The organism is Luteimonas sp. FCS-9 (assembly GCF_001014645.1).
Lineage (GTDB): Bacteria > Pseudomonadota > Gammaproteobacteria > Xanthomonadales > Xanthomonadaceae > Luteimonas.
Genome location: NZ_LASZ01000004.1, coordinates 90,900 through 112,999, shown reverse-complemented (window position 1 = coordinate 112,999; position 22,100 = coordinate 90,900). Strand labels below are relative to the sequence as shown.

The window sequence follows — 22,100 nt, the reverse complement described above, 5'->3', positions numbered from 1 at the left end:
AGCGCGCGCCTGCAAGCGCGGCTCAGTGATCGCGTTCGATGGCCTGCCGGCCGAGTTCGGCAAGCGGCGCGGCGGCATCGCCGAACGGCGCGAGTGCCTCGCGCATGCGCGAGGCGAGTTCGGCCAGCCGCGCGCGCGAGGCGTCGGCGCCGATCAATGCCGGGAACGTGGCCTTGTCCTGTGCGACGTCCTTGCCCGCGGTCTTGCCCAGCGTCGCGCTGTCGCCCTCGATGTCGAGCAGGTCGTCGCGGATCTGGAATGCGAGGCCAAGCGCGGTCGCGAAATCGTCGAGCCGTGCGCGCGTCGCGGCATCGACGTTCGCCGCCAGCGCGCCCAGCGCGACCGCGGCGCGCAGCAGCGCGCCAGTCTTGAGCGCATGCAGGCGTTCGAGGCCGGCGATGTTGAGCGTGCCGCCATCGCCGGTCGCGGCCAGGTCGATCGCCTGGCCGCCGCACATGCCCAGCGCGCCCGATGCCGTGGCCAGCCGCGCGACCATCGCCAGCCGCGTCTCGGCCGCTAGTGGCGCCTCGGCCAGCACCGAGAATGCCAACGTCTGCAAGGCGTCGCCGGCGAGGATGGCGGTGGCCTCGTCGAAGGCGACGTGCACGGTCGGCTGGCCGCGACGCAGCGCGTCGTCGTCCATCGCGGGCAGGTCGTCGTGGACCAGTGAGTAGGCGTGCACGAGCTCGACCGCGACCGCAGGCGCGTCGGCGTGCGCTGGCGGCGCGCCGAACGCGGCCGCGGTCGCGTGGACCAGCAGCGGGCGCATGCGCTTCCCGCCGAGCAGTACCGCGTGGCGCATCGCCGCGTGCAGCCGCGGCTCGCCACCGGCCGCACCGTCGAGCGCGTGCTGCAGCGCCGCGTCGGTCCGGGCGCGCCAGTCGCCGATGCGCGCGGCGACCTCGCCGGCGGGATCAGGCATCGGGATCGTCGGCCTGCTCGTTGCCGAACGGCTGGCCACGCTCGGGCGCGGCCGGGTCGCTGAGCAGGCGTACGCGCTGCTCGGCGTCCTCGAGCGCCTGGCGGCAGCGGCGGTACAGGCCGACGCCGCGCTCGTAGGCGCCGAGGGATTCCTCCAGGCTCAGCTCGCCGCCTTCCATCCGTTCGACCAGCGCCTCGAGCTGGCCGAGCGCGTTCTCGAAGTCGGCGACCGGGGACGGATCGTGGGCGGGCGGGGTGGACGTGGAAGCGGATCTGGCCATGGACGGATTCTAAGCGATGACGCCCGGGCGGGGGCCGCCCGTCGCGATCACGGCGGCGGGCGATCGCCTGTCGACGGGGCCGCCTTCTCCCCGGCCTGTGCGGCCGCGCGCTCCCAGCGCAGCCTGAAGCCGCCGTCGCGCAGCCAGGCTTCGAACGCCGCGTCGAGAACGACGTCGCCGGCCGCGAGCAGCCGGCCGTCGGCATCGACGACCAGCGGAAGCCGCGCGCGGATCCAGGGCGGCACCGCGCGGTCCTGCAGCACGTGCTTGGGCGCGTGCGAATGCGTCCGCCCGGGCAGCACGACACGCTCGCCGCCGCGCCGCGCGCGCACGCGCCAGCGCTGCGGGGCCTCGGGCGGCGGGCCGAGCAGACGCAGCCGGTCGCCGCCCGGCAGTGCGAGTGGCCCGCTACCGGTCCAGTCGAGATCGAGATCGCGCGGCAGCGACGGGCGCTGCGGTCCTGCGTGCAGCAGGTCGCGCCAGCGCTGCAGCCGGCAGCCCGCCCAGTCGAACTGGGGGATGCGATCCCCGGCAGGCGTCTGCAGCGCGGCCTCACACCAGGCGCTGCCCTGACGCGGCAGCGGCGGCAGGTCCAGTGCCGCGATCCAGCGCCGCAGCACGCGGGCGCGGCGCGCGGGCGGCAACGCGCGCAGCGGATCGACGCCCAGCGTTGCCGGGTCGGGCGTGCGTGCCTGCGCCAGCGCTGCGGCATCGCCGTCATCGAGCAACGCGACGCTCGCGCGCTGCAGCGCCGCGACCTCGGCCAGCACGCCGTCGGCCTGCGGCCAGCGCGTGCGCAGCAGCGGCAGCACGCGGTTGCGCAGGAAGTTGCGGTCGGCGGCGTCGTCGGCGTTGCTCGGATCCTCGATCCAGCACAGCCCGTGCCGTGCGGCATAGGCGAGCAGGTGCGCACGCGGCACCTCCAGCAGCGGCCGCCACAGCCAGCCCGCGCCGAACGCGCGCAGCGACCGCATCGCCGCCAGGCCGTCGGGACCGGACCCGCGCAGCGCGCGCAGCAGCACGGTCTCGGCCTGGTCGTCGCGGTGGTGGGCGAAGACCGCGACCGCGCCCGGCGGCAACTGCGCCCGCAGCGCGGCATGGCGGGCCTCGCGCGCCGCGGCCTCCAGGCCCCGGCCGCCATCGCGCACGACCGTCACGCGCAGCACCTCGCAGCGCACGTCCAGCGCGGCGCAGGCCGCTTCGCAATGCGCGGCCCAGGCGTCGGCCTGCGGCTGCAGGCCGTGGTGCACGTGCAGCGCGATGAGGCCGCGCGCGCGGACGCGCGGGTCGTGCGCGAGCAGATGCAGCAGTACGGTCGAGTCCAGGCCGCCGCTGAAGGCGACGCGCAGCGGGCCGTCGCCGGGCGGCGCGGGCAGCGTCGGATCGGGAGACGGCGCGGGCATCCGCGCATGGTGCCATGCGACCGGAATGCTGCGATCCGGCCGCGCGGTCGCCGGTCCGGCGCGCAGGCCCTACAGTCGCGGGCCCGCCTGCAGGAACCTGCGATGTCCGAGCTGTTCTCCCCCCTGGCGCAGCGTGCGCTGACGCTGCGCAACCGCATCGCGGTCTCGCCGATGTGCCAGTACAGCGCGGTCGACGGGTTGCCCGACCACTGGCACCTCGTGCACCTGGGCAGCCGCGCGGTCGGCGGGGCCGGCCTGGTGATGGCCGAGGCGGCCGCGGTGCTGCCCGAGGGCCGGATCTCGCCCGAGGACGTCGGCCTGTGGAACGACGCGCAGGCGCAGGCCTGGGCGCCGATCGCGGCGTTCGTGCGCGCGCAGGGCGCGGTGCCGGCGATCCAGCTGGCGCACGCCGGGCGCAAGGCCAGCACCCATGCGCCGTGGCGCGGGCATGGCGCGGTGGCCGAGGCCGATGGTGGCTGGCAGGTCGTCGCGCCGTCGGCCTCGGCCTACGGCGAGCGGTACCCGTCGCCGGTCGCGCTCGATGCCGACGGCATCGCGGCGGTCGTGGACGCGTTCCGCACGGCCGCGCAGCGCGCGCTCGCCGCCGGTTTCGAACTGGTCGAACTGCACGCCGCGCACGGCTACCTGCTGCACCAGTTCCTGTCGCCGCTGTCGAACGCGCGCGACGATGCCTGGGGCGGCGGCTTCGAGGGCCGCACGCGCTTGGTGCTGGACGTTGTCGACGCGGTGCGCGCGGTCTGGCCCGAGCGGCTGCCGCTGTGGCTGCGGCTCTCGGCGACCGACTGGGTCGAGGGCGGCTGGGACGTCGAGCAGAGCGTCGCGCTGGCGAGACTGCTGGCGCCGCGCGGCGTCGACCTGGTCGACGTGTCGTCGGGCGGCCTGTCGCCGGCGCAGCGGATCGATGCGGTGCCCGGCTACCAGGTGCCCTTCGCACGCCGTATCCGCGCCGAGGCCGGCATCGCGACCGGTGCGGTGGGACTGATCACCACGCCCGAGCAGGCCGAGCGCATCGTCGCCGACGGCGACGCGGACGTCGTGCTGCTGGCGCGCGAACTGCTGCGCGACCCGTACTTCCCGAGGCGCGCGGCCCAGGCACTGGGCGCGACGATCGAGGCGCCGGCGCAGTACCTGCGCGCCTGGTGAGGGCGCGCCGCGCGCGCCGTCGCCCGAACGGACCGGGGCGGGCCCGGAACACCGGCCCCGTCCCGACGGCGCTCACGCCGCCTCGTAGGCCCCGTAGCTGCGCAGGCGCTCGTAGCGGCGCTGCAGCAGGGTGTCGACCGGCAACTGCTCGAGCTGGTCGAGCTCGTTCATCAGCACCGCCTTCAGGCGGGTCGCGGTCTGGCGCGGATTGCGGTGGGCGCCGCCGATCGGCTCGCGCACGACCTTGTCGATCAGGCCCAGCTGCTTGAGCCGCTTGGCGGTCAGGCCGAGCTGCTCGGCCGCGTCGCGGGCCTTGGACGCGTCCTTCCACAGGATCGACGCGCAGCCCTCGGGCGAGATCACCGAATAGGTGCTGTACTCGAGCATGACCGTGCGGTCGCCCACGCCGATCGCCAGCGCGCCGCCCGAGCCGCCTTCGCCGATCACCGTGCAGACGATCGGGGTGCGCAGCTCGGCCATCTCCATCAGGTTGCGCGCGATCGCCTCCGACTGCCCGCGTTCCTCGGCACCGATGCCCGGGTACGCGCCGGGCGTGTCGATGAACGTCAGCAGCGGCAGCTCGAAGCGCTCGGCCATCTTCATCAGCCGCAGCGCCTTGCGGTAGCCCTCCGGACGCGGCATGCCGAAGTTGCGCCGCACCTTGGTCTTGGTGTCGCGGCCTTTCTGGTGGCCGATGATCACCACGCTGCGGCCGTCGATCCGGCCCAGCCCGCCGACGATCGCGGCATCGTCGGCGTAGGCGCGGTCGCCGGCCAGTTCCTCGAACTCGTCGCAGAACGTGCGGATGTAATCGTTGGTGTAGGGGCGCTGCGGATGGCGCGCCAGCTGCGAGACCTGCCACGGGGTCAGGTCGCGGAAGATGTGCGCGGTGCGCTTGCGCAGCTTGTCGCGCAGCGTCGCCAGCTCGGCGTCGATGTTGACCGCCGGGCCGTCGCTGGCCTGGCGCAGTTCCTGGATCTTGGCTTCCAGGTCGGCGATGGGCTGCTCGAAATCGAGGTAGTTCGGGTTCATGACGCGCCGTCAGGTGACGTGGGGGGGAAGTGTAGCCGACCGGCCCTGGGCGCCCCGTACGGCGGGGTGCGGCGGGACGGCCGGACGCGTGGCCGGCACCGGGCCTAGCGGGGCAGGACCAGCGCGCCGGCGCCCATCAGCCGCCCGTAGCGGTGGATGACATCGTTGTAGGCCTGGTTGTCCTCGGGGCTCTGGTCGACGTGCAGCATCGCGGTCGCGCCGGTGATGGCCATCAGGGCCTCGTGGGAACGCTTGCGCACCGCCTCGCAGTCGGCCGCATCCTGGACCTGAAGGCGCTGCGCGTAGGACTCGCGCAGCGGCGCCGAGTGGGGCTCGAAGGCCGGAGGCAACGGCGGCAGTTCGGCCGGCGCGGTCTCCAGCGCCCGTGCCGGCTGCACGTCGCCGCCCGGATGCCGCTGCGCGAACGCGCCCTGGCGGTCGTCGGCCGTCTCGACGTAGTCGATGAACGCCTGCGGGGTGAACAGCTTGGTGCTGATCTTGCCGCCGTTCTCCGGAATCCGCGCCACGGTCTGTTGCCCGGGGAACGCCTCGCGGACGCCGAAATCCCAGGTCCTGTCGATGAACAGGCCCGTGACCTGTTCGAAGGGGCCTTCGTAGGTCGCGTCGCCGAGCTGCACGGTGGCGGTCACTGCGCCGAAGTTGCGCAGCTTGGACGCGTCGGCGACATAGATCTCGCGCGCCAGCACGTAGTCCGACAGCGTCGGGTTGATCAGGGTGCCGCGCTCGGCGCCGCAGACCGAGATCCGGACCTCGCCGGTGCGCGCGGTGGCCAGCGTGTGCGGTCCGGCGTCGAGCTCCAGTGCCGTGCTCGCGCCGGCCGCCACCTCGAGGGTCTTGCCGTCGATGGTGACCTGGACCGGCGCGTCGGTGGGGTTGTCGATCTCGAACGCAGGCGAGGACGGGCCGCAGGCGGCGAGCAGCGACACGGCGCTCGCCGCGGCGAAGGATCGGATCATCGTCGTCTCTTCTGGACAGGGGGTGGGCCGGGCCTGTGGGCGGGTCAGTGCGCCCAGGGCTTGCTCATGTCGAGCCGGGCCACGCGCACGCCCGGCTGCGCGCGCAGCGTGCCGGGCAGCTCGGCATCGGCGCGTACGCCGTGGCTGCCGTTGACCTCCAGCGTGCCCGCCGCGCCCGCGGGCAGCAGCAGGTCGAGCCGCAGCGCGGTCTTGCCGGGGCGGTGCTGGGCCAGCACCTGCTCGATGCGTGCCATCGTGCCGGGCACACGCAGGTCCAGGCGCAGCGACAGCCGGCGCGCGTGCTCGGGGCAGACGGCGTGGAAATCCCAGCAGCGCTTGACCCGCAGTGCGAAGCCGCCGCTGAACTCGTCCTCGCGCAGGCCGCCCTCGACGATCAGGATGCGGTCGCGGGTCAGCAGGTGCGCGTACTCGGCGCTGGCGTCGGAGAAGAACCCGCACTCGAGCCGGCCGCGGCCGTCCTCGAGCAGCACGAACGCCTGCGCGTCGCCGCGCTTGCGCATCGACGACACCTGGCCGGCGACGATCACCTGGGTCTCGGGCCGCCAGCTGTTGCCGCCGCCCTTGGTGTCGCGCGCGGCCCACAGGCTGTCGAGCTGGCCCAGGTCGGTGCCCACCAGCGCCTGCAGTTCCTCGCGGTAGGGGTCGAGCGGATGTCCGCTCAGGTAATGGCCGAGGGTCTCGCGTTCGCCGTCGAGCTTCTGCCGCAGCGGCCATTCCTCGCATTCGGGCAGGTCGATGTGCAGCACGTCGTCGCCGCCCATGGCGCTGCCGAACATGTCGACGATGCCGGCGCTGCGGTTGCGTGCGAGCTGGTCGGTGGCCTTGATCGCCTCGGGCAGTTGCAGCATCAGCGAGGCGCGGTTGCGGCCCAGCGCGTCGAGCGCGCCGGCATTGATCAGCGCCTCGAGCGTGCGCTTGTTCAGACGCTGGGAATCGACGCGTCGGCAGAAGTCGAGCAGGTCGGTGTACGCGCCGCCGCGCTCGCGCGCCTCGACCACGTTCTCGCAGGCGCCGCGGCCTACGCCCTTCACCGCGCCCAGGCCGTAGCGGATGGTCTTCGGATCGATCGCTTCGAACATGTACGCCGAGGCGTTGACGTCGGGCGGCAGCACTTCCAGCCCCATCGTGCGCGCCTCGGTCAGGAAGCCGGTGACCTTGTCGGTGTTGTCCATGTCCGAGGACAGCACCGCGGCCATGAACTCGGCCGGGTAGTGCACCTTCAGCCACGCGGTCTGGTAGGCGACCAGCGCGTAGGCGGCCGAGTGCGACTTGTTGAAGCCGTACTCGGCGAACTTCTCCATCAGGTCGAAGATCGACGTGGCGACCTTGGGATCGACACCGTTCTCGGCCGCGCCGGCCTCGAACTTCGCGCGCTCCTTGGCCATCTCCTCGGCCTTCTTCTTGCCCATCGCGCGGCGCAGCAGGTCCGCGCCGCCCAGCGAGTAGCCGGCCAGGACCTGGGCGATCTGCATCACCTGTTCCTGGTAGACGATGACGCCGTAGGTGGGCGAGAGCACCGGCTCGAGCGAGGGGTGCGGATAGGTCACGTCGGTGCGGCCGTGCTTGCGGTCGACCCATTCCTTGTCCATCCCCGAGCCCAGCGGGCCCGGACGGAACAGCGCGGCGAGCGCGATGATGTCCTCGAAGGTGTCGGGCTGCGCGCGCTTGAGCAGCTCGCGCATGCCGCGCGATTCGAACTGGAACACCGCAACCGTGTCGCCGCGCGCGAACAGCTCGTAGGACGCGACGTCGTCGAGCGGCAGCGCGGCGATGTCGAGCGCGTCCTCGCCCGCGGCCGCGCGCCGCCGGTTGATCGCCTTGACCGCCCAGTCGATGATCGTGAGCGTGCGCAGGCCCAGGAAGTCGAACTTCACCAGGCCCACCGACTCCACGTCGTCCTTGTCGAACTGGGTGACCGGGTTGCGGCCGCGGCCGCCCTCGTCGTGTTCGGCGAACAGCGGGCAGAAATCCGACAGCGGCGAAGGCGCGATGACCACGCCGCCGGCGTGCTTGCCGGCGTTGCGGGTCAGGTCCTCGAGCTGCAGCGCCAGGTCCAGCAGGTCGCGGACGTCGTCCTCGTCGTTGTAGCGCGCGATCAGCTCGTCCGAGCGCCAGGCGTCGTCGCTGCGCGACTTCTCGGTGCGGCCCAGCGCGTCGTCCAGGCCGATGCCCAGCGTCATCGGCACCAGCTTGGAGATGCCGTCGACCATGCCGTAGGGAAAGCCGAGCACGCGGCCGGTGTCGCGCACGACCGCCTTGGCCGCCATCGTGCCGTAGGTGATGATCTGGCTGACGCGGTCGCGGCCGTACTTGGCGGCGACGTAGTCGATGACCTCGTCGCGCCGGTCCATGCAGAAGTCGATGTCGAAGTCGGGCATCGACACGCGTTCGGGATTGAGGAAGCGCTCGAACAGCAGGTCGTAGGGCAGCGGGTCGAGATCGGTGATCTTCAGCGCCCAGGCCACCAGGGAGCCGGCGCCCGAGCCGCGGCCGGGGCCGACCGGGATGTCGTGCTCCTTGGCCCACTTGATGAAGTCCGAGACGATCAGGAAGTAGCCCGGGAACCCCATCTTGCAGATGACGCCGAGCTCGACCTCCAGCCGCTCGAAGTAGCTCTCGCGCGTGTGCCCCGGCGCCAGCGGGTATTTCGCCAGCCGTTCCTCCAGTCCCTCGCGCGACTGCACGCGGATCCAGCTGTCGAGCGTCTCGTCGTCGGGTACCGGGTAGGCGGGCAGGTAGTAGGTGCCCAGGCGCAGCTCGAGGTTGCAGCGCTGCGCCAGCGCCAGCGTGTTGTCGATCGCATCGGGCGCGTCGGCAAACAGCGTCGCCATCTCGTCGGCCGACTTGAAGTACTGCTCGCGCGTGTAGAGCCTGGGCCGGCGCGGGTCGTCGAGCACCCGGCCGGTGGCGATGCACACGCGCGCCTCGTGGGCGTCGAAGCCCTCGGCGTCGAGAAAGCGCACGTCGTTGCCGGCCACCACCGGCAGCGACAGGTCCGAGGACACCTGCAGCGCGAGCGCGTTGTGCACGGCCTCGTCGTCGAAGCCGCAGCGCGTGAGCTGCAGGAACAGGCGCTCGTCGAACACCTCGCGCCATTGCGCGTACCACTGCCGCGCGAGGTACTCGCGCCCGCCGGCCAGCAGCCGCGCGGCCGGGCCGTGGCGGCCGGCGATCGCGAACAGGCCGGTGTTGCAGTCGCGCAGCCAGTCGGGCCGCACGACGACGCCGTCGGTCCGGTGGCCCTCCATCCACGCTCGCGTGAGCAGCCGCGACAGCGACAGGTAGCCGTCGTGGTCGCGGCACAGCAGCGTCAACGTGGAAGCCGGCTCGTCGCCCTCGGCCAGCGAGATGTCCGCGCCCATGACCGGCTTGATGCCCGCGCCCTCGGCCGCGCGGTAGAACTTCACCAGCGCGAACAGGTTGTTGCGATCGGTCAGCGCGACCGACGGCTGGCCGAGCTCGGCGCAGCGCTTGACCAGCGCCTTGATCCGGATCGTCGAATCGGCGAGCGAGTATTCGCTGTGGACGTGGAGATGGACGAAGCGCGCGGGCATTGCGGGGGCGTGGCGGCCGGAGCGTCAGGGTAGGGCCGGGGCCCGGGCCGGACAAGGCTTGACAGCCGGACGACCCCGCCGCGAAGCCGCTCGACGCCCGCCGCCGGGCGGCCGGCGTTCAGGCCAGGGCCGGCGCGTCGAACAGGTCCGGCAGCGCGGGCGCCTCGGGCGCCGGCGCCAGCAGACGGGAGACCGGTGCGAAGCTGCGCCGATGGTGGACGCAGGGCCCGTGGCGCTCGAGCGCGGCGAAGTGCGACGGTGCGCTGTAGCCCTTGTGCCGGTCGAAGCCGTAGGCCGGGAACTGCGCGTGCAGCGCGACCATCGCCCGGTCGCGCGCGACCTTGGCCAGGATCGAGGCGGCCATGATCGCCTCCTCGGTGGCGTCGCCGCCGACGATCGCCCGGGCCGGGCAGGGCAGGCCGGGCGGCAGGCGGTTGCCGTCGACGAGCACGCGCTCGGCCGCCGGCGCCAGCGCCCGCACCGCGCGGGTCATGCCGGCGTGCGTGGCGTGGTAGATGTTGATGCGGTCGATCTCCTCGACCCCGACGAACTCCACGCGCCAGGCCAGCGCGCGTTCGACGATCTGCGGGTACAGCGCCTCGCGGCGCTTCTCGGTCAGCTTCTTGGAGTCGTCGAGCCCGTCGATCGGCCGGCGCGGGTGCAGCACCACCGCCGCGACCACGACCGGGCCGGCCAGCGGCCCGCGTCCGGCCTCGTCGACGCCGGCCACGCGCAGGCGCCGGGTCATCGCGGCGCCGCCTGCGGGGCCGGCAGTGCCGGCGGCGCGAGCTGCGCGACGGCCTCGGCGGCGGTCGCCGACGCGCCCTGGCGCAGTTGCAGGTGCAGGTCGCGGTAGACCGGCTGCAGCGCCGCGGCGGCCGCCGGGTCGCGGAACCAGCGCAGCACCGCGGTAGCGAGGTTGTCGGGCGTGCAGTCCTCCTGGATCAGCTCCGGTACGATCGCGCGGCCGGCGAGCATGTTCGGCAGCGAGTAGCGGTCGACCTTCATCAGCTTCAGCAGCCGCACGACGAATGCCGTGCTCGGCGCGATGCGGTAGCCCACGACCATCGGCCGCTTGGCCAGCAGCGCCTCGAGCGTCGCGGTGCCCGAGGCCAGCAGCACGACGTCGGCGGCGACCATCGCGGCGCGTGCCTGGCCGTCGAGCACGCGCACGTCGAGCGCGGCGAAGCGCGGCTGCGCCAGCAGCGCGTCGATCGCGGCGCGGCAGCCGGCGTTGGCCGCGGGCACGACGACGCGCAGCCCCGGCAACTCGGCGGCGACACGTGCGGCCGCCTCGAGGAACACCTCGCCCAGCCGGGCGATTTCGCCCAGCCGCGAGCCGGGCAGCACCGCCAGCACCGGCGCACTCGCGTCGAGCGCGAGCGTGTGGCGCGCCGCGGTGCGGTCGGGCTCGAGCGCGAGCATCTCGGCCAGCGGATGGCCGACGAAGCGGGCGTCGACGCCGTGCGCGGCGTAGATCGGCGGCTCGGTGGGGAACAGGCACAGCACCCGGTCGGCGCTGCGCCCGATCTTCGCCGCACGCCCCTGGCGCCAGGCCCAGATCGACGGGCTGACGTAGTGCACGGTGCGGATGCCGTGGCGCTTGAGCGCGCGTTCGAGCCCGAGGTTGAAGTCCGGCGCGTCGATGCCGACGAACACGTCCGGCCGCCAGGCCAGCAGCCGGGTCCGCAGTTCGCGGCGCAGCCGCAACAGCCGCGGCAGGTGCCGCAGCACCTCGCTCAGCCCCATGACCGCGAGTTCCGAGGCGTCGTGCCACGTCGTCATGCCGGCCGCGCGCATCGCATCGCCGCCCACGCCGACGCACTCGATGTCCGGGTGGCGCGCCCGCAGCCGCTCGATCAGCCCCGCTCCGAGCAGGTCGCCGGAGGCTTCGCCGGCGACCAGGGCCACGCGAAGCGTGGCGCTGGTCGGGGGATTCGGGATTGGGGATTCGGGATTCGGCAAAGCGGAGTCGCGTGATCGATCAGGTCGAAGCATTGTGCGCTTCCCAATCCCGAATCCCCAATTCCGAATTCCGAATCCCTGCGCGCATCAGCGCGCCAGCGGCCGCTCGCCGGCATCGATGAACGCGAGCATCGCGCGGACGTCGTCGCTGTCCTGCGCCAGTTCGGCCAGGCGGGCGCGGGCGGCGTCGAGCGGCTCGCCGGAGACGTACAGCGTGCGGTAGGCGCGCTTGATCGCCGCGGTGCGGCCGGCGTCGAAGCCACGGCGCTTGAGGCCCTCGGCGTTGATGCCGCGGGGCCGGCCGTAGCCGTCCTGGGCGACCATGACGAACGGCGGCACGTCGCCATTGACGAACGCGCCCATGCCGATGAACGCATGCGCGCCGATCCGGCAGAACTGGTGGATGCCGACGAAGCCGCTGAGGATCACGTGGTCGCCGACCTGGACGTGGCCGGCGAGCGTGGCGTTGTTGGAGAACACGCAGTGGTTGCCGACGATGCAGTCGTGGGCGACGTGGGTGTAGGCCAGCAGCCAGTTGTCGTCGCCGATGCGGGTCGCGCCGCCGCCGTCGCCAGTGCCGCGGTTGATCGTGACGAACTCGCGGATCGTGTTGCGGTCGCCGATCGTCAGCTCGACGCGTTCGCCGCGGAACTTCTTGTCCTGCGGCTCGCCGCCGATCGCGGTGTGGCCGTGGACGCGATTGTCGCGCCCGATCGTGGTCGGGCCGTGGACGCTGCAATGCGGCCCGATCACCGTGCCGTCGCCGATCTCGACCTCGGGGCCGATGATCGTGAACGCGCCGATGCGCACACCGGCGCCGAGCTTGGCGCCGGGATCGACGACGGCCGTGGCGTGGATCGCGGCCTCGGTCATCGTCAGTCCTTCACTTCCGCGCACAGGATGTCCGCGCACGCGGCCTGCTGGCCGTCGACGCGGGCGACGCCGCTGTAGAGCGTCATGTTGCGGATCTCGCGCTTGATGCTCACGTCCAGCTCCAGCCGGTCGCCGGGCACCACCATGCGCGAGAACTTGGCCGCGTCGACCTTGACCAGGTACGACAGCGCGCCCTCGCAGGTGCGGCTGCGGCTGAGGTGGCTCAGGATGCCGCCGGCCTGCGCCAGCGCCTCGATCACCAGCACGCCCGGCATCACCGGGTGGTCGGGGAAATGCCCCTGGAAGAAGTGCTCGTTGGCCGAGACGTTCTTGTAGCAGAGCACGCGCTTGCCCGACTCGAACTCGACCACGCGGTCGACCAGCAGGAACGGGTAGCGGTGCGGCAGCAGCTTGCGGATGCCGCCGATGTCGATCGGCAGCGTCAGGTCCAGCGTCATTCATCCCCCTTTGCGCGCGCGCCGATGCGGCGGGCGAGCGAATCGAGCTGGCGGATCCGCACGGCATTCTTGCGCCATTCCCGGGTGGGCTGGGCGGGAATGCCGGACGAGTACTCGCCCGGCTCGGTGATCGAAGCCGACACCATCGTCATCGCGTGGACGACGACCTTGTCGCAGATTTCAAGATGGCCGGCCACGCCGACCTTGCCGGCCAGCATGCAGTAGCGGCCGATGCGGGTGCTGCCGGCGATGCCGACGCAGCCGGCGATCGCGGTGTGCGCGCCGATGCGCACGTTGTGCGCGATCTGGATCAGGTTGTCCAGGCGCACGTCTTCCTCGATGACGGTGTCCTCGAGGGCGCCGCAGTCGATCGTGGTGTTGGCGCCGATGTCGCTGTCGTCGCCGACCACCACGCCGCCGAGCTGGGGCACGTTGAGCCAGCGGCCGGCCTCCATCGCCAAGCCGAAGCCGTCGGCGCCGAGCACCGCGCCCGGATGCACGGTCACCCGCGCGCCCAGTCGCACGCGCTTGACCAGCGTGACGCGGGCGACCAAGCGGGATCCCTCGCCGACGACGCAATCCTCGCCGATCGTGCAGCCCGGGCCGACGGTCGCGCCGGCGCCGACGACGCTGCCGGCGCCGACGGTCGTCAGCGGGCCGATCGAGGCGGTCGGGTCGATCGTCGCGGTCGCGTGGACCACGGCGGTGGGATGCACGCCCACCGGCACGTCGGCGACCGGCGCGAACAGCGCGGCGATCTTCGCGTAGGCGACGTAGGGATCGCGCGCGACCAGCGCGGTGCCGGCGTAGCCGGCGGCGTCGGCCTCGCGCAGCACGACGATGCCGGCGGCGGTCTGCTCGAGCTGCGGGCGGTAGCGCGGATTGGACAGGAACGCGAGCCGGTCGGGGCCGGCGGCGGCCAGCGTGGCGACGCCGACGACTTCGACGTCGGCATCGCCGTGGACGGTCAGCGCGAAGCGGTCGGCGAGCGTCCGGGCGGTGTGGCGGGCATGGGCGGTCATCGGGCCGGGCGGATCAGAACGCGCCGCCGAACGTGAACTGCAGGCGCTCGAGCTCGTCGCCGCCGCGGATCAGTTCGCCCGAGCCGCCGCGGACCTCGTCCTGGCTGCGCAGCGGGTACGCGTAGCTGATCGAGATCGGGCCGACCGGCGCGCGCCACATCAGCGCCACGCCCGCCGAGGCGCGCAGTTCCTTGGCCTCCCACGAGTCGACGTCGCTGAAGACGTTGCCGAAGTCGACGAACGCCGAGATACGCGCGGCCGGGGACTTGATCAGCTGCGGGAAGAACATCTCGAACGAGCCGACGGTCTTGACCGCGCCGCCGATCGGCTGCAGGTAGCTGCTGGCGAACGCGGTCTCGCGCGGGCCCAGCGTGTTGTCGCGGAAGCCGCGCACCGAGCGCGCGCCGCCGGCGTAGAAGTTCTCGAAGAACGGCAGGCCGCCGCCGGTGACCGTGCGCACGTAGTCGGGCGAGCTGGGCTCGCACGGCGAGGAGGGCGTGGGATTCGGGTTGGCCTCGGTCGACGCGGTGTAGCAGATGTTGCGCACCACGTCGTCGCCGTAGCTGTCGCCGTAGCCGATCTCGGCGCGCGTGTTGAGCACCAGGTGGCGGTTGATCGGCCAGTACTTGGAGATCTCGTAGTTGAGCTTGAAGTACTCGGCGGTCGAGCCGGGCAGCGTGGTCTCCAGCGAGACGCGCTGCATCATGCCGCGGGTGGGCTGCAGGTAGTCGTTGCGGGTGTCGCGGGCCCAGGCGAGCTCGCTGCGCCAGGCGTGGAAGGTGCGCGAGCCGAACGCGTCGATGTAGTCGACGATCGACTCGGGCGAGGACCCTCGCCAGGCGAAGATCTGGTTGCGGTCGGCGCCGAACAGCAGCGAGATCGAGTCGTTCTCGGTCAGCGGGATGCCCAGGATCGCCTGGCCGGCGGCGCTGGTCGAGGAGTACTGCGCGGTGTTGAATTCGGAGTTGTCGAACTCGCGCCACCACAGGTTGTAGCCCAGCGACATGCCGCCGTCGGTGAAGTACGGGTTCATGAACGAGAACGAGTAGCGCTGCAGGTAGACGTTGCGCTGCGCCTCGACCGACACGCGGTTGCCGCTGCCCAGGAAGTTGTTCTGCGACAGCTGCACCGACGTGGTCACGCCGGCCAGCTGCGAGTAGCCCAGGCCGAACACGAAGCTGCCCGACGTGGTCTCGGTCATGTTGAACACGACGTCGACCTCGTCGTTGCTGCCCGGCACCGGCTGGGTCTCGACGTTGACGCTGCCCGACTCGAAGTAGCCCAGGCGCTGCAGGCGGACCTTGGAACGGTCGATCGCCGCCTGCGAGTACCAGCTGCCCTCGAACTGGCGCATCTCGCGGCGGATGACCTCGTCGGAGGTGCGGTTGTTGCCCTTGAACTGGATGCGGCGCACCTGCACGCGCGGGCCGGGCACGACCTGCAGGTTGATCGCGACGGTGCGGTTCTCGCGGTCGACCTCGGGGATCGGGTTGACCTGCGCGAACGCGTAGCCGATGTTGCCGAGCGTGGCGGTGATCGCGTCGGAGCTCAGCTCCAGCAGCGCGCGCGAGAACACCTGGTCCTCCTTGACGAACACGCGGCTCTCGATCTCCTCCTTGGGCAGCACCGTGTTGCCGGTGATCTGCACGTCCGACACCTTGTAGATCTCGCCTTCGGTGATGCCGGCGGTGATGAACATGTCGGCCTTGTCGGGGCTGATCGAGACCTGGATGCTGTCTTCGCTGAAGTCGATGTAGCCGCGGTCGAGATAGAAGTTGTGCAGCTTCTCGCGGTCGCCCTCGAGCTTCTCGCGCGAGTACTGGTCGTCGCGGCGGTACCAGCTGAGCCAGTTCGACTCGCCCGATTCCCAGTTGTCGGTCAGCGTCTCGAGGTCGTAGACCTCGTTGCCGACGATGTTGATGTGGCGGATCTTGGCCGCCTTGCCTTCCTCGATGTTGATCGCGATGTCGACGCGGTTGCGGTCGAGCCGCGAGACGGTCGGGGTGATCTTGACGTTGTACTTGCCGCGGTTGTTGTACTGGCGGACCAGTTCCTGGGTCACACGGTCGAGGTCGAGGCGGTCGAAGGTCTCGCCTTCCGACAGGCCGATATCGTTGAGGCCCTTGGTCAGGTCCTCGGTCTTGATGTCCTTGTTGCCGGTCAGCGTCAGCCGGTTGATCGCCGGGCGCTCGGTGACCGTGAACACCAGGATGTCGCCCTGGCGCGCGACCTGGATGTCCTCGAAGAAGCCGGTGCGGTACAGCGCGCGGACGGCCTCCGACACCCGGGTCGGGTTGACGGTGTCGCCGCGCTCGACCGGCAGGTAGGTGAACACGGTGCCCGCGCCGATGCGCTGCAGGCCGTCGACGCGGATGTCGCTGACGGTGAAGTTGCTGGCGGCCGGCGGCGCGAGCGGCGGCAGTGCCGCCGCCTGGGGCGCGGGCGCGTTGGCCGCCGTCTGGGCCCAGGCCGGAGCGGCGATCACCGCGGCGAGGGCGAGGGCAAGCAGGCGGCGGTCGGGCATACGCGTCATTCTTCGGGTCCGGGTAGGGGAGGGGTTCCGGCGCGTCGGCGCGGCGGAATCCGGGTCGGGGCGGTCGTCTAGCGCACCAGCTGCAGGATGTCGTTGTAGAACGCCAGGCCCATCAGGCTGGCCAGCAGGGCCAGGCCGACGTACTGCCCGGCCACCATCGCGCGCTCGCTCACGGGGCTGCCTTTGACCAACTCGATAAGGTAATACAACAGGTGTCCCCCATCCAGCAGCGGGATCGGGAGCAGGTTCAGGATCGCCAGGCTCAGCGACAGCAGGGCGAGGATCGTCAGGTACCAGGCCGCGCCCTGCTGGGCGTAGGTGTTGGCCGCCCGGGCGATCGTGATCGGGCCGGCGACGGTGTTCTCGATCGCCACCCGGCCGGTGAACGCGCGGCCGATCATGCCCACCAGCTGGCCGGTCAGGTGGCCGACCTCGCGCACCGCGACCGGGGCGGCCGCGAACACCCCGTAGCGCTGCATCGCGTCCTTGGGCGGCAAGGGCAGGTTGCGCGGCGGCGCGATGCCCAGCGCCCAGTAGCGGCCGCTGCCGTCGGGCAGATCCATCTGGCCGGGGGTGATCTCCAGCGCCAGACGCTCGCCGTCGCGGGCGACCTCGATCATCGCCGCGCCGCCGCGCTCGCCCAGCCGCTGGACCAGCGGGCCGATCTCGTCGAACGCGCGCACCGGGCTGCCGTCGACCGCAGTCACGCGGTCGCCCTCGGCCAGGATGCCCCAGGCGGCGCTGTCGGGCTCGACCCGGCCCACCAGCGGCGGTAGCAGCAGGTGGCGCGGCAGCAGGCCGATGGCGTGGGTGAAGCGGCGCTGGTCGAAATCGTCGGGGAGCTGCGACAGCCGCAGGTCGCGCACGACCTGCCGGTCGTCGGCGTCGGTGACGTGCACCGCGATGTCGCGGTGGTCGAGCGCGGCCGGCAGCAGCGCCTGGTGGACCTCCGACCAGGTCGGCGTCGCCCGGTCGCCGACCGCGTCGACGCGGTCGCCCGGGCGCAGGCCCGAGGCCTCGGCGATGCCGGCGCTCTGGCCGATCACCGGCGCGTAGTCGGGGCGGCCGATCACGAACATCGCCCACAGCAGCGCCACGCACAGCACCAGATTGGCGACCGGCCCGGCGGCGACGATCGCGATGCGCTTCCACACCGATGCGCGGTTGAAGGCCTGGCCGACGGTCTCGGGCGGCACCGGGCCCTCGCGCTCGTCGAGCATCTTCACGTAGCCGCCCAGCGGCAGCATCGCGACCTGGTAGACGGTGCCGTCGCGGCCGCGGCGCGACCACAGCGGGCGGCCGAAGCCGATCGAGAAGCGCAGCACCTTGACGCCGCAGCGGCGTGCGACCCAGTAGTGCCCGAACTCGTGGAAGGTCACGAGCACGCCGAGGCTGACGATCAGCCACCACACCGAGCCGAGGAATTCAGACATCGCGCACGCTCAATGGACCGAACCGGAATCGATCGCCTGCCCGGCGGCGCGCCGGGCCTGCGCATCGGCGTCGCGCAGCACGTCCAGCGTATCGGCGGGGAGGGCGGGAAGCGCGGCGAGCACGTGCTCGACCAGCGCCGGGATCGCTAGAAAACGAATCCGTCCCTGAAGAAAGGCTGAAACGGCCACTTCGTTGGCCGCGTTCAGCAGCGCCGGCGCGGTGCCGCCTGCCTCCAATGCCGCGCGCGCCAGCGCCAGGCAGGGAAAGGTGTCGGTGTCCGGTGCCTCGAAGTCGAGGCGGCCGTGCTGCAGCAGATCCAGGCCCGACACGCCCGAGGCGATGCGCTCCGGACCGCCCAGGCCGACCGCCAGCGCGGTGCGCATGTCCGGCAGCCCGAGCTGGGCGAGGGTGGAACCGTCGATGAACTCGACCAGCGAGTGCACCAGGCTCTGGGGGTGCACCAGCACGTCCAGGCGTGCGGACGGCGTGGCGAACAGGTGGTGGGCCTCGATCAGCTCCAGTCCCTTGTTCATCAGCGTCGCCGAGTCGACCGAGATCTTCGGGCCCATCGACCACTTGGGGTGCGCGACCGCCTGGGCCGGGGTCACCTGCGCGAGCGCGGCGCGGTCGCGGCCGCGGAACGGGCCGCCGGAGGCGGTCAGCACGATCCGCGCCACGCCGCTGCGGTCGCCGTCGGCGGGCAGGCACTGGTGGATCGCGTTGTGCTCGCTGTCGATCGGCACGATGGTCGCGCCGGCCTCGCGTGCGGCGCGCATCATCAGGTCGCCGGCCAGCACCAGCGACTCCTTGTTGGCCAGCAGCACCCGCTTGCCGGCGCGCAGCGCGGCAAGCGTGGAATCGAGCCCGGCGGCACCGACGATCGCCGCGACCACGGTGTCGCAGGCGTCGGGGTCGGCGGCGGGCGCGTCGAGCGCGGCCATGCCGGCGTGCGCCTGCGTCGCCAAGCCCGCCGCGCGCAGGCCCGCGCGCAGCGCGTCGAGGCCGGCGGGGTCGGCGATCACCGCATGCTCGGGCCGGTGCGCAGCGCACAGCGCGACCAGCGCGGGCACATTGCTGCCGGCCGCCAGCACGCTGGCGCGCAGCCGCTGCGGATGCCGGGCGATCACGTCCAGCGCCGAGGTGCCGATCGAACCGGTCGCGCCGTAGACGGCGACGCGGCGGGTCATCGGGCGCCGGCCCGGCGGGGCAGGGTGCGGCGGAGGGCGGTCATCGTGCTCAGAAGCCGAGCCAGATCTGGCCGAACGCGAACACCGGCAGCGCGGCGAGCACGCTGTCGATGCGGTCGAGCACGCCGCCATGGCCTGGGATCAGCGTGCCCGAGTCCTTGGCGCCGGCATGGCGCTTGAGCAGGCTCTCGAACAGGTCGCCGACCACCGAGGCCAGCACCGTCAGCGCCGCGACCGCGGCCACCAGCGGCAGCTGCGCGACCTGGGCGCCGGCCAGCGGGGCGAAGGCCACCGCCACGACGATGCCGGCCACGATGCCGCCGGCCAGGCCCTCGACGGTCTTGTTGGGGCTGATGCGCGGCGCCAGCTTGCGGCGCCCGAAGCGGCGGCCGGCGAAGTAGGCGCCGGTGTCGGTGGCCCAGACGATCGCCAGCGCCAGCAGCAGCCAGCGGTTGCCGTACGCGCCGCCCTCGTTGGCGTGGATCACGCACAGCGCGGCCCAGGCGGGGATCACCGCCAGCGTACCGGCGGCCAGCTTCAGGATCCGGCCCTTTGCGTCGGGTGCGGCGGCGAAATCGTAGCGGCGCAGCCACAGCGCCGCCGCCAGCCACCAGGCCACGCCGACCATCGCCAGCATCTTCAGCAGCACCAGCGAGCCGCCGCCGGTGGCCGAGGCCCAGACGACGGCGACCATCAGCAGCAGGTTGAGCAGCAGCAGCGCGGTGCGAGAGAGCGTGTCCTCCACGCCGGCCAGGCGCAGCCATTCCCACAGCGCGGCCAGGAACACGATGGCCGAGACCGCGGCCATCCACGGGGTGTTGAGCAGCAGCACGGCGGCGATGGCGACCGGGGCCATCAGCAGCGCGGCGAGGATGCGCGTGCTTGTCATTCGATGCTCTCCTTGTGCGGCGCGCCGGCGGCGATCTGCTCGCCGGTCAGCCCGAATCGACGCTCGCGCGTGCCGTAGGCGGCCAGCGCCTGCTCCAGTTCCGCCACGCCCAGCTCGGGCCACAGCGTCTGCGTGAACCACAGTTCGGTGTAGGCCAGCTGCCACAGCAGGAAGTTGCTGATGCGCAGGTCGCCGCCGGTGCGGATGAACAGGTCGGGCGCCGGCAGGTCGGCCAGCGCGACCCGCGCACCGACCGCGGCCTCGTCGATGTCCTCGGGGCGCAGGCGGCCCGCGGCGACGTCCCGGGCGAGCGACTGCGCGGCCATCGCGATGTCCTGCCGGCCGCCGTAACTGGCGGCCACGTTCAGTGCCAGCCGGGTGTTGCCCGCGGTCTGCGCCTCGGCCGCGGCCATGCGCGCGCCGAGCGCCTCGCCGAAACGCGTGCGCTCGCCGATGAAGCGCAGTCGCACGCCGCGGCGGTGCAGTTCGCCGACCTCGCGGTCGAGCGCGCCGAGGAACAGCTTCATCAGCGCCCCGACCTCGTCCTCGGGCCGGCCCCAGTTCTCGCTGGAGAACGCGAACAGCGTCAGCGCCCCGATGCCGCGCTCCAGGCAGAAATCGATGCACAGGTTGACCGTGCGCGCGCCCGCGCGGTGCCCGATCGCCCGCGGCCGCCGCCGACGCGCCGCCCAGCGGCCGTTGCCGTCCATGATGATGGCGATGTGCCGCGGCACAGCGCCGGGATTCGGGATTCGGGATTCGGGATTCGGGCGCGCGGAATCCTGCAGGGTGGGGGCATCAGTCAATGGTGGCTTCTCTGGCTCTGGCTTTTCGCCAATCCCTAATTCCGAATCCCCAATCCCGTCTCTTGATCAGACCGCCATCAATTCCTGTTCCTTGGCCTTGACCACGTCGTCGACGTCCTTGATCGCCTTGTCGGTGATCTTCTGGATCTCCTCCTCGCTGCGGCGCACGTCGTCCTCGGAGACGAGCTTCTCCTTCAGCAGCTCCTTGACCTGCTGGTTGGCGTCGCGGCGGATGTTGCGGATCGCGACCTTGGCGTCCTCGCCCTCGCCGTGGACGACCTTGGTCAGGTCGCGGCGGCGTTCCTCGGTCAGCGCGGGGATGTTGAGGCGGATCGTGGTGCCGGCGGTGTTGGGGGTCAGGCCGAGGTCGGAGCCCAGGATCGCCTTCTCGACCGCGCCCACCATCTGCTTTTCCCAAGGGGTGATCGTCAGCGAGCGGGCGTCGGTCACGGTGACGCTGGCGACCTGCGTCAGCGGCATGTCCGAGCCGTAGTAGTTGACCTTCAGGTGGTCGACCAGCGCGGTCGAGGCGCGGCCGGTGCGGACCTTGACCAGCGCGTGCCGCAGGGCCTCGACGCTCTTGGCCATGCGGGTCTGGGTGTCTTTCTTGATGTCGTTGAGCATGCGCGCCCCCGGTCCGTGTGCAGAATCGGGGGATTATAAGCGGACCGGCCGGCCCATCGGGCGGCGATCGCGGTCGGCACCGGAGGCGCGGGGCGCGCAGGGGCGCCCCGCCGCCTTGGCGGTGCCCGGCGGCCCTCAGCCGCGGCCCTGGACCAGCGTGCCGATCGGTTCGCCGCGCAGGATCCGCAGCAGCACGCCGGGCTGGCCCATGTCGAAGATGCGCAGCGGCAGGTCGGAGTCGCGGGCGAGCGCGAAGGCCGCGGTGTCCATGACCTCCAGGCCCTGGCCGAGCACCTCGTCGTAGGTGAGCCGCTCGTAGCGCTTGGCGCCGGGCACCTTCTTGGGGTCGGCGTCGTAGACGCCGTCGACCTTGGTCGCCTTGAGCAGCAGGTCGGCGCCGATCTCGATCGCGCGCAGCGCCGCGCCCGAGTCGGTGGTGAAGAACGGCGTGCCGACGCCGGCGGCGAAGATGCCGATGCGCCCCTTCTCCAGGTGGCGGATCGCACGTCGGCGGATGTAGTCCTCGCAGACGTCGTTGATCTTGATCGCGCTCATCACGCGCACGCGCGCACCGCGCTTCTCCAGCGCGTCCTGCATCGCCAGGGCGTTGATGACGGTGGCCAGCATGCCCATCTGGTCGCCGGTTACCCGGTCCATGCCGCCGGCGGCCAGGCCGGCGCCGCGGAAGATGTTGCCGCCGCCGATCACCAGGCCGAGCTCGGCCCCGGCCTTCTGCGCCTCGATGACTTCCTCGGCCAGCCGGCCGATGACCTTCGGGTCGATGCCGTAGTCCTCGTCCCCCATCAGTGCCTCGCCGGACAGCTTGAGCAGGACGCGGCGATAGGCGAGGGGTGAGGTCATGACGGACTCCGGGGGATTGGGGGGCGCGTGGATTCTAGAAGATCGACGCCGCTCGCGCTCATGCGGCGGCCGCGTGCGTTGCGCCCACCGCGTCC

At 72.1% G+C, this 22,100-nt stretch carries 19 protein-coding genes; 1 reads left to right on the top strand and 18 read right to left on the bottom strand.

The annotated features are described in order from the left end of the window. Positions 1 to 22 precede the first annotated feature (22 nt). The 3 genes from WQ56_RS05260 to tilS are packed head-to-tail and all read right to left on the bottom strand — an operon-like array spanning position 23 to position 2,605. Positions 23 to 922: a farnesyl diphosphate synthase gene (locus WQ56_RS05260; protein ID WP_047136047.1), complete on the bottom strand. Its 900-nt coding sequence runs from the start codon at positions 920 to 922 to the stop codon at positions 23 to 25. Continuing rightward, entirely contained in the window at positions 915 to 1,202 is a 288-nt protein-coding gene (locus WQ56_RS05255; protein ID WP_047136046.1) for an exodeoxyribonuclease VII small subunit, read from the bottom strand. The genes WQ56_RS05260 and WQ56_RS05255 overlap by 8 nt, the downstream gene beginning before the upstream one ends. A 47-nt stretch (positions 1,203 to 1,249) precedes the next feature. Beyond that, on the bottom strand, positions 1,250 to 2,605 hold the full coding sequence (tilS, locus tag WQ56_RS05250) for a tRNA lysidine(34) synthetase TilS (RefSeq protein ID WP_047136045.1): 1,356 nt from the start codon (positions 2,603 to 2,605) through the stop codon (positions 1,250 to 1,252). 102 nt (positions 2,606 to 2,707) lie between these two features. Between tilS and WQ56_RS05245 the strand changes: the two genes are divergently transcribed. Continuing rightward, positions 2,708 to 3,769: an NADH:flavin oxidoreductase/NADH oxidase gene (locus WQ56_RS05245; RefSeq protein ID WP_047136044.1), complete on the top strand. Its 1,062-nt coding sequence runs from the start codon at positions 2,708 to 2,710 to the stop codon at positions 3,767 to 3,769. A gap of 72 nt (positions 3,770 to 3,841) precedes the next feature. On the opposite strand, the gene WQ56_RS05240 is transcribed toward WQ56_RS05245, so the two are convergent. The 15 genes from WQ56_RS05240 to pyrH all read right to left on the bottom strand — a co-directional run bounded on the left by WQ56_RS05240 (position 3,842) and on the right by pyrH (position 22,005). Next, on the bottom strand, positions 3,842 to 4,801 hold the full coding sequence (locus WQ56_RS05240) for an acetyl-CoA carboxylase carboxyltransferase subunit alpha (protein WP_047136043.1): 960 nt from the start codon (positions 4,799 to 4,801) through the stop codon (positions 3,842 to 3,844). A gap of 104 nt (positions 4,802 to 4,905) precedes the next feature. Further along, a complete protein-coding gene (locus WQ56_RS05235) occupies positions 4,906 to 5,778 on the bottom strand; it encodes a hypothetical protein (protein ID WP_047136042.1) in 873 nt (290 codons plus the stop codon). 44 nt (positions 5,779 to 5,822) lie between these two features. Beyond that, positions 5,823 to 9,353, bottom strand: a complete 3,531-nt coding sequence (dnaE, locus tag WQ56_RS05230; RefSeq protein WP_047136041.1) for a DNA polymerase III subunit alpha — start codon at positions 9,351 to 9,353, stop codon at positions 5,823 to 5,825. 118 nt (positions 9,354 to 9,471) lie between these two features. Further along, positions 9,472 to 10,101, bottom strand: coding sequence for a ribonuclease HII (rnhB, locus tag WQ56_RS05225; RefSeq protein WP_047136040.1), 630 nt, complete (start codon positions 10,099 to 10,101; stop codon positions 9,472 to 9,474). Then, positions 10,098 to 11,351, bottom strand: coding sequence for a lipid-A-disaccharide synthase (lpxB, locus tag WQ56_RS05220; protein WP_047136039.1), 1,254 nt, complete (start codon positions 11,349 to 11,351; stop codon positions 10,098 to 10,100). Before lpxB ends, rnhB begins: the two co-directional genes overlap by 4 nt. A gap of 54 nt (positions 11,352 to 11,405) precedes the next feature. Further along, on the bottom strand, positions 11,406 to 12,191 hold the full coding sequence (lpxA, locus tag WQ56_RS05215; protein ID WP_047136038.1) for an acyl-ACP--UDP-N-acetylglucosamine O-acyltransferase: 786 nt from the start codon (positions 12,189 to 12,191) through the stop codon (positions 11,406 to 11,408). A gap of 2 nt (positions 12,192 to 12,193) precedes the next feature. Continuing rightward, positions 12,194 to 12,649, bottom strand: a complete 456-nt coding sequence (gene fabZ, locus WQ56_RS05210) for a 3-hydroxyacyl-ACP dehydratase FabZ (protein ID WP_047136037.1) — start codon at positions 12,647 to 12,649, stop codon at positions 12,194 to 12,196. Then, entirely contained in the window at positions 12,646 to 13,671 is a 1,026-nt protein-coding gene (gene lpxD / locus WQ56_RS05205) for a UDP-3-O-(3-hydroxymyristoyl)glucosamine N-acyltransferase (protein ID WP_047136036.1), read from the bottom strand. Before lpxD ends, fabZ begins: the two co-directional genes overlap by 4 nt. A 13-nt stretch (positions 13,672 to 13,684) precedes the next feature. Next, complete coding sequence (gene bamA, locus WQ56_RS05200) at positions 13,685 to 16,204, bottom strand: outer membrane protein assembly factor BamA (RefSeq protein ID WP_047136035.1); 2,520 nt, start codon at positions 16,202 to 16,204, stop codon at positions 13,685 to 13,687. Positions 16,205 to 16,272: 68 nt separating this feature from the next. Next, on the bottom strand, positions 16,273 to 17,637 hold the full coding sequence (gene rseP / locus WQ56_RS05195) for an RIP metalloprotease RseP (protein WP_047136034.1): 1,365 nt from the start codon (positions 17,635 to 17,637) through the stop codon (positions 16,273 to 16,275). A gap of 9 nt (positions 17,638 to 17,646) precedes the next feature. Further along, positions 17,647 to 18,825 (bottom strand): 1-deoxy-D-xylulose-5-phosphate reductoisomerase, encoded by a 1,179-nt coding sequence (dxr, locus tag WQ56_RS05190; protein WP_047136033.1) that lies wholly within the window; start codon positions 18,823 to 18,825, stop codon positions 17,647 to 17,649. Positions 18,826 to 18,874: 49 nt separating this feature from the next. Beyond that, positions 18,875 to 19,714, bottom strand: a complete 840-nt coding sequence (locus WQ56_RS05185; RefSeq protein ID WP_047136032.1) for a phosphatidate cytidylyltransferase — start codon at positions 19,712 to 19,714, stop codon at positions 18,875 to 18,877. Beyond that, positions 19,711 to 20,466 (bottom strand): polyprenyl diphosphate synthase, encoded by a 756-nt coding sequence (gene uppS, locus WQ56_RS05180; protein ID WP_255350606.1) that lies wholly within the window; start codon positions 20,464 to 20,466, stop codon positions 19,711 to 19,713. Before uppS ends, WQ56_RS05185 begins: the two co-directional genes overlap by 4 nt. Positions 20,467 to 20,586: 120 nt before the next feature. Continuing rightward, entirely contained in the window at positions 20,587 to 21,144 is a 558-nt protein-coding gene (frr, locus tag WQ56_RS05175) for a ribosome recycling factor (protein ID WP_047136031.1), read from the bottom strand. Positions 21,145 to 21,279: 135 nt separating this feature from the next. After that, a complete protein-coding gene (pyrH, locus tag WQ56_RS05170) occupies positions 21,280 to 22,005 on the bottom strand; it encodes a UMP kinase (protein ID WP_047136030.1) in 726 nt (241 codons plus the stop codon). Positions 22,006 to 22,100 lie beyond the last annotated feature (95 nt).

Bases quoted from the DNA above. Each gene is read 5' to 3' on its own strand.
- WQ56_RS05260 (WP_047136047.1), bottom strand. From the start codon at position 922: ATGCCTGATCCCGCCGGCGAGGTCGCCGCGCGCATCGGCGACTGGCGC.
- WQ56_RS05255 (WP_047136046.1), bottom strand. From the start codon at position 1,202: ATGGCCAGATCCGCTTCCACGTCCACCCCGCCCGCCCACGATCCGTCC.
- tilS (WP_047136045.1), bottom strand. From the start codon at position 2,605: ATGCCCGCGCCGTCTCCCGATCCGACGCTGCCCGCGCCGCCCGGCGAC.
- WQ56_RS05245 (WP_047136044.1), top strand. From the start codon at position 2,708: ATGTCCGAGCTGTTCTCCCCCCTGGCGCAGCGTGCGCTGACGCTGCGC.
- WQ56_RS05240 (WP_047136043.1), bottom strand. From the start codon at position 4,801: ATGAACCCGAACTACCTCGATTTCGAGCAGCCCATCGCCGACCTGGAA.
- WQ56_RS05235 (WP_047136042.1), bottom strand. From the start codon at position 5,778: ATGATCCGATCCTTCGCCGCGGCGAGCGCCGTGTCGCTGCTCGCCGCC.
- dnaE (WP_047136041.1), bottom strand. From the start codon at position 9,353: ATGCCCGCGCGCTTCGTCCATCTCCACGTCCACAGCGAATACTCGCTC.
- rnhB (WP_047136040.1), bottom strand. From the start codon at position 10,101: ATGACCCGGCGCCTGCGCGTGGCCGGCGTCGACGAGGCCGGACGCGGG.
- lpxB (WP_047136039.1), bottom strand. From the start codon at position 11,351: ATGCTTCGACCTGATCGATCACGCGACTCCGCTTTGCCGAATCCCGAA.
- lpxA (WP_047136038.1), bottom strand. From the start codon at position 12,191: ATGACCGAGGCCGCGATCCACGCCACGGCCGTCGTCGATCCCGGCGCC.
- fabZ (WP_047136037.1), bottom strand. From the start codon at position 12,649: ATGACGCTGGACCTGACGCTGCCGATCGACATCGGCGGCATCCGCAAG.
- lpxD (WP_047136036.1), bottom strand. From the start codon at position 13,671: ATGACCGCCCATGCCCGCCACACCGCCCGGACGCTCGCCGACCGCTTC.
- bamA (WP_047136035.1), bottom strand. From the start codon at position 16,204: ATGACGCGTATGCCCGACCGCCGCCTGCTTGCCCTCGCCCTCGCCGCG.
- rseP (WP_047136034.1), bottom strand. From the start codon at position 17,637: ATGTCTGAATTCCTCGGCTCGGTGTGGTGGCTGATCGTCAGCCTCGGC.
- dxr (WP_047136033.1), bottom strand. From the start codon at position 18,825: ATGACCCGCCGCGTCGCCGTCTACGGCGCGACCGGTTCGATCGGCACC.
- WQ56_RS05185 (WP_047136032.1), bottom strand. From the start codon at position 19,714: ATGACAAGCACGCGCATCCTCGCCGCGCTGCTGATGGCCCCGGTCGCC.
- frr (WP_047136031.1), bottom strand. From the start codon at position 21,144: ATGCTCAACGACATCAAGAAAGACACCCAGACCCGCATGGCCAAGAGC.
- pyrH (WP_047136030.1), bottom strand. From the start codon at position 22,005: ATGACCTCACCCCTCGCCTATCGCCGCGTCCTGCTCAAGCTGTCCGGC.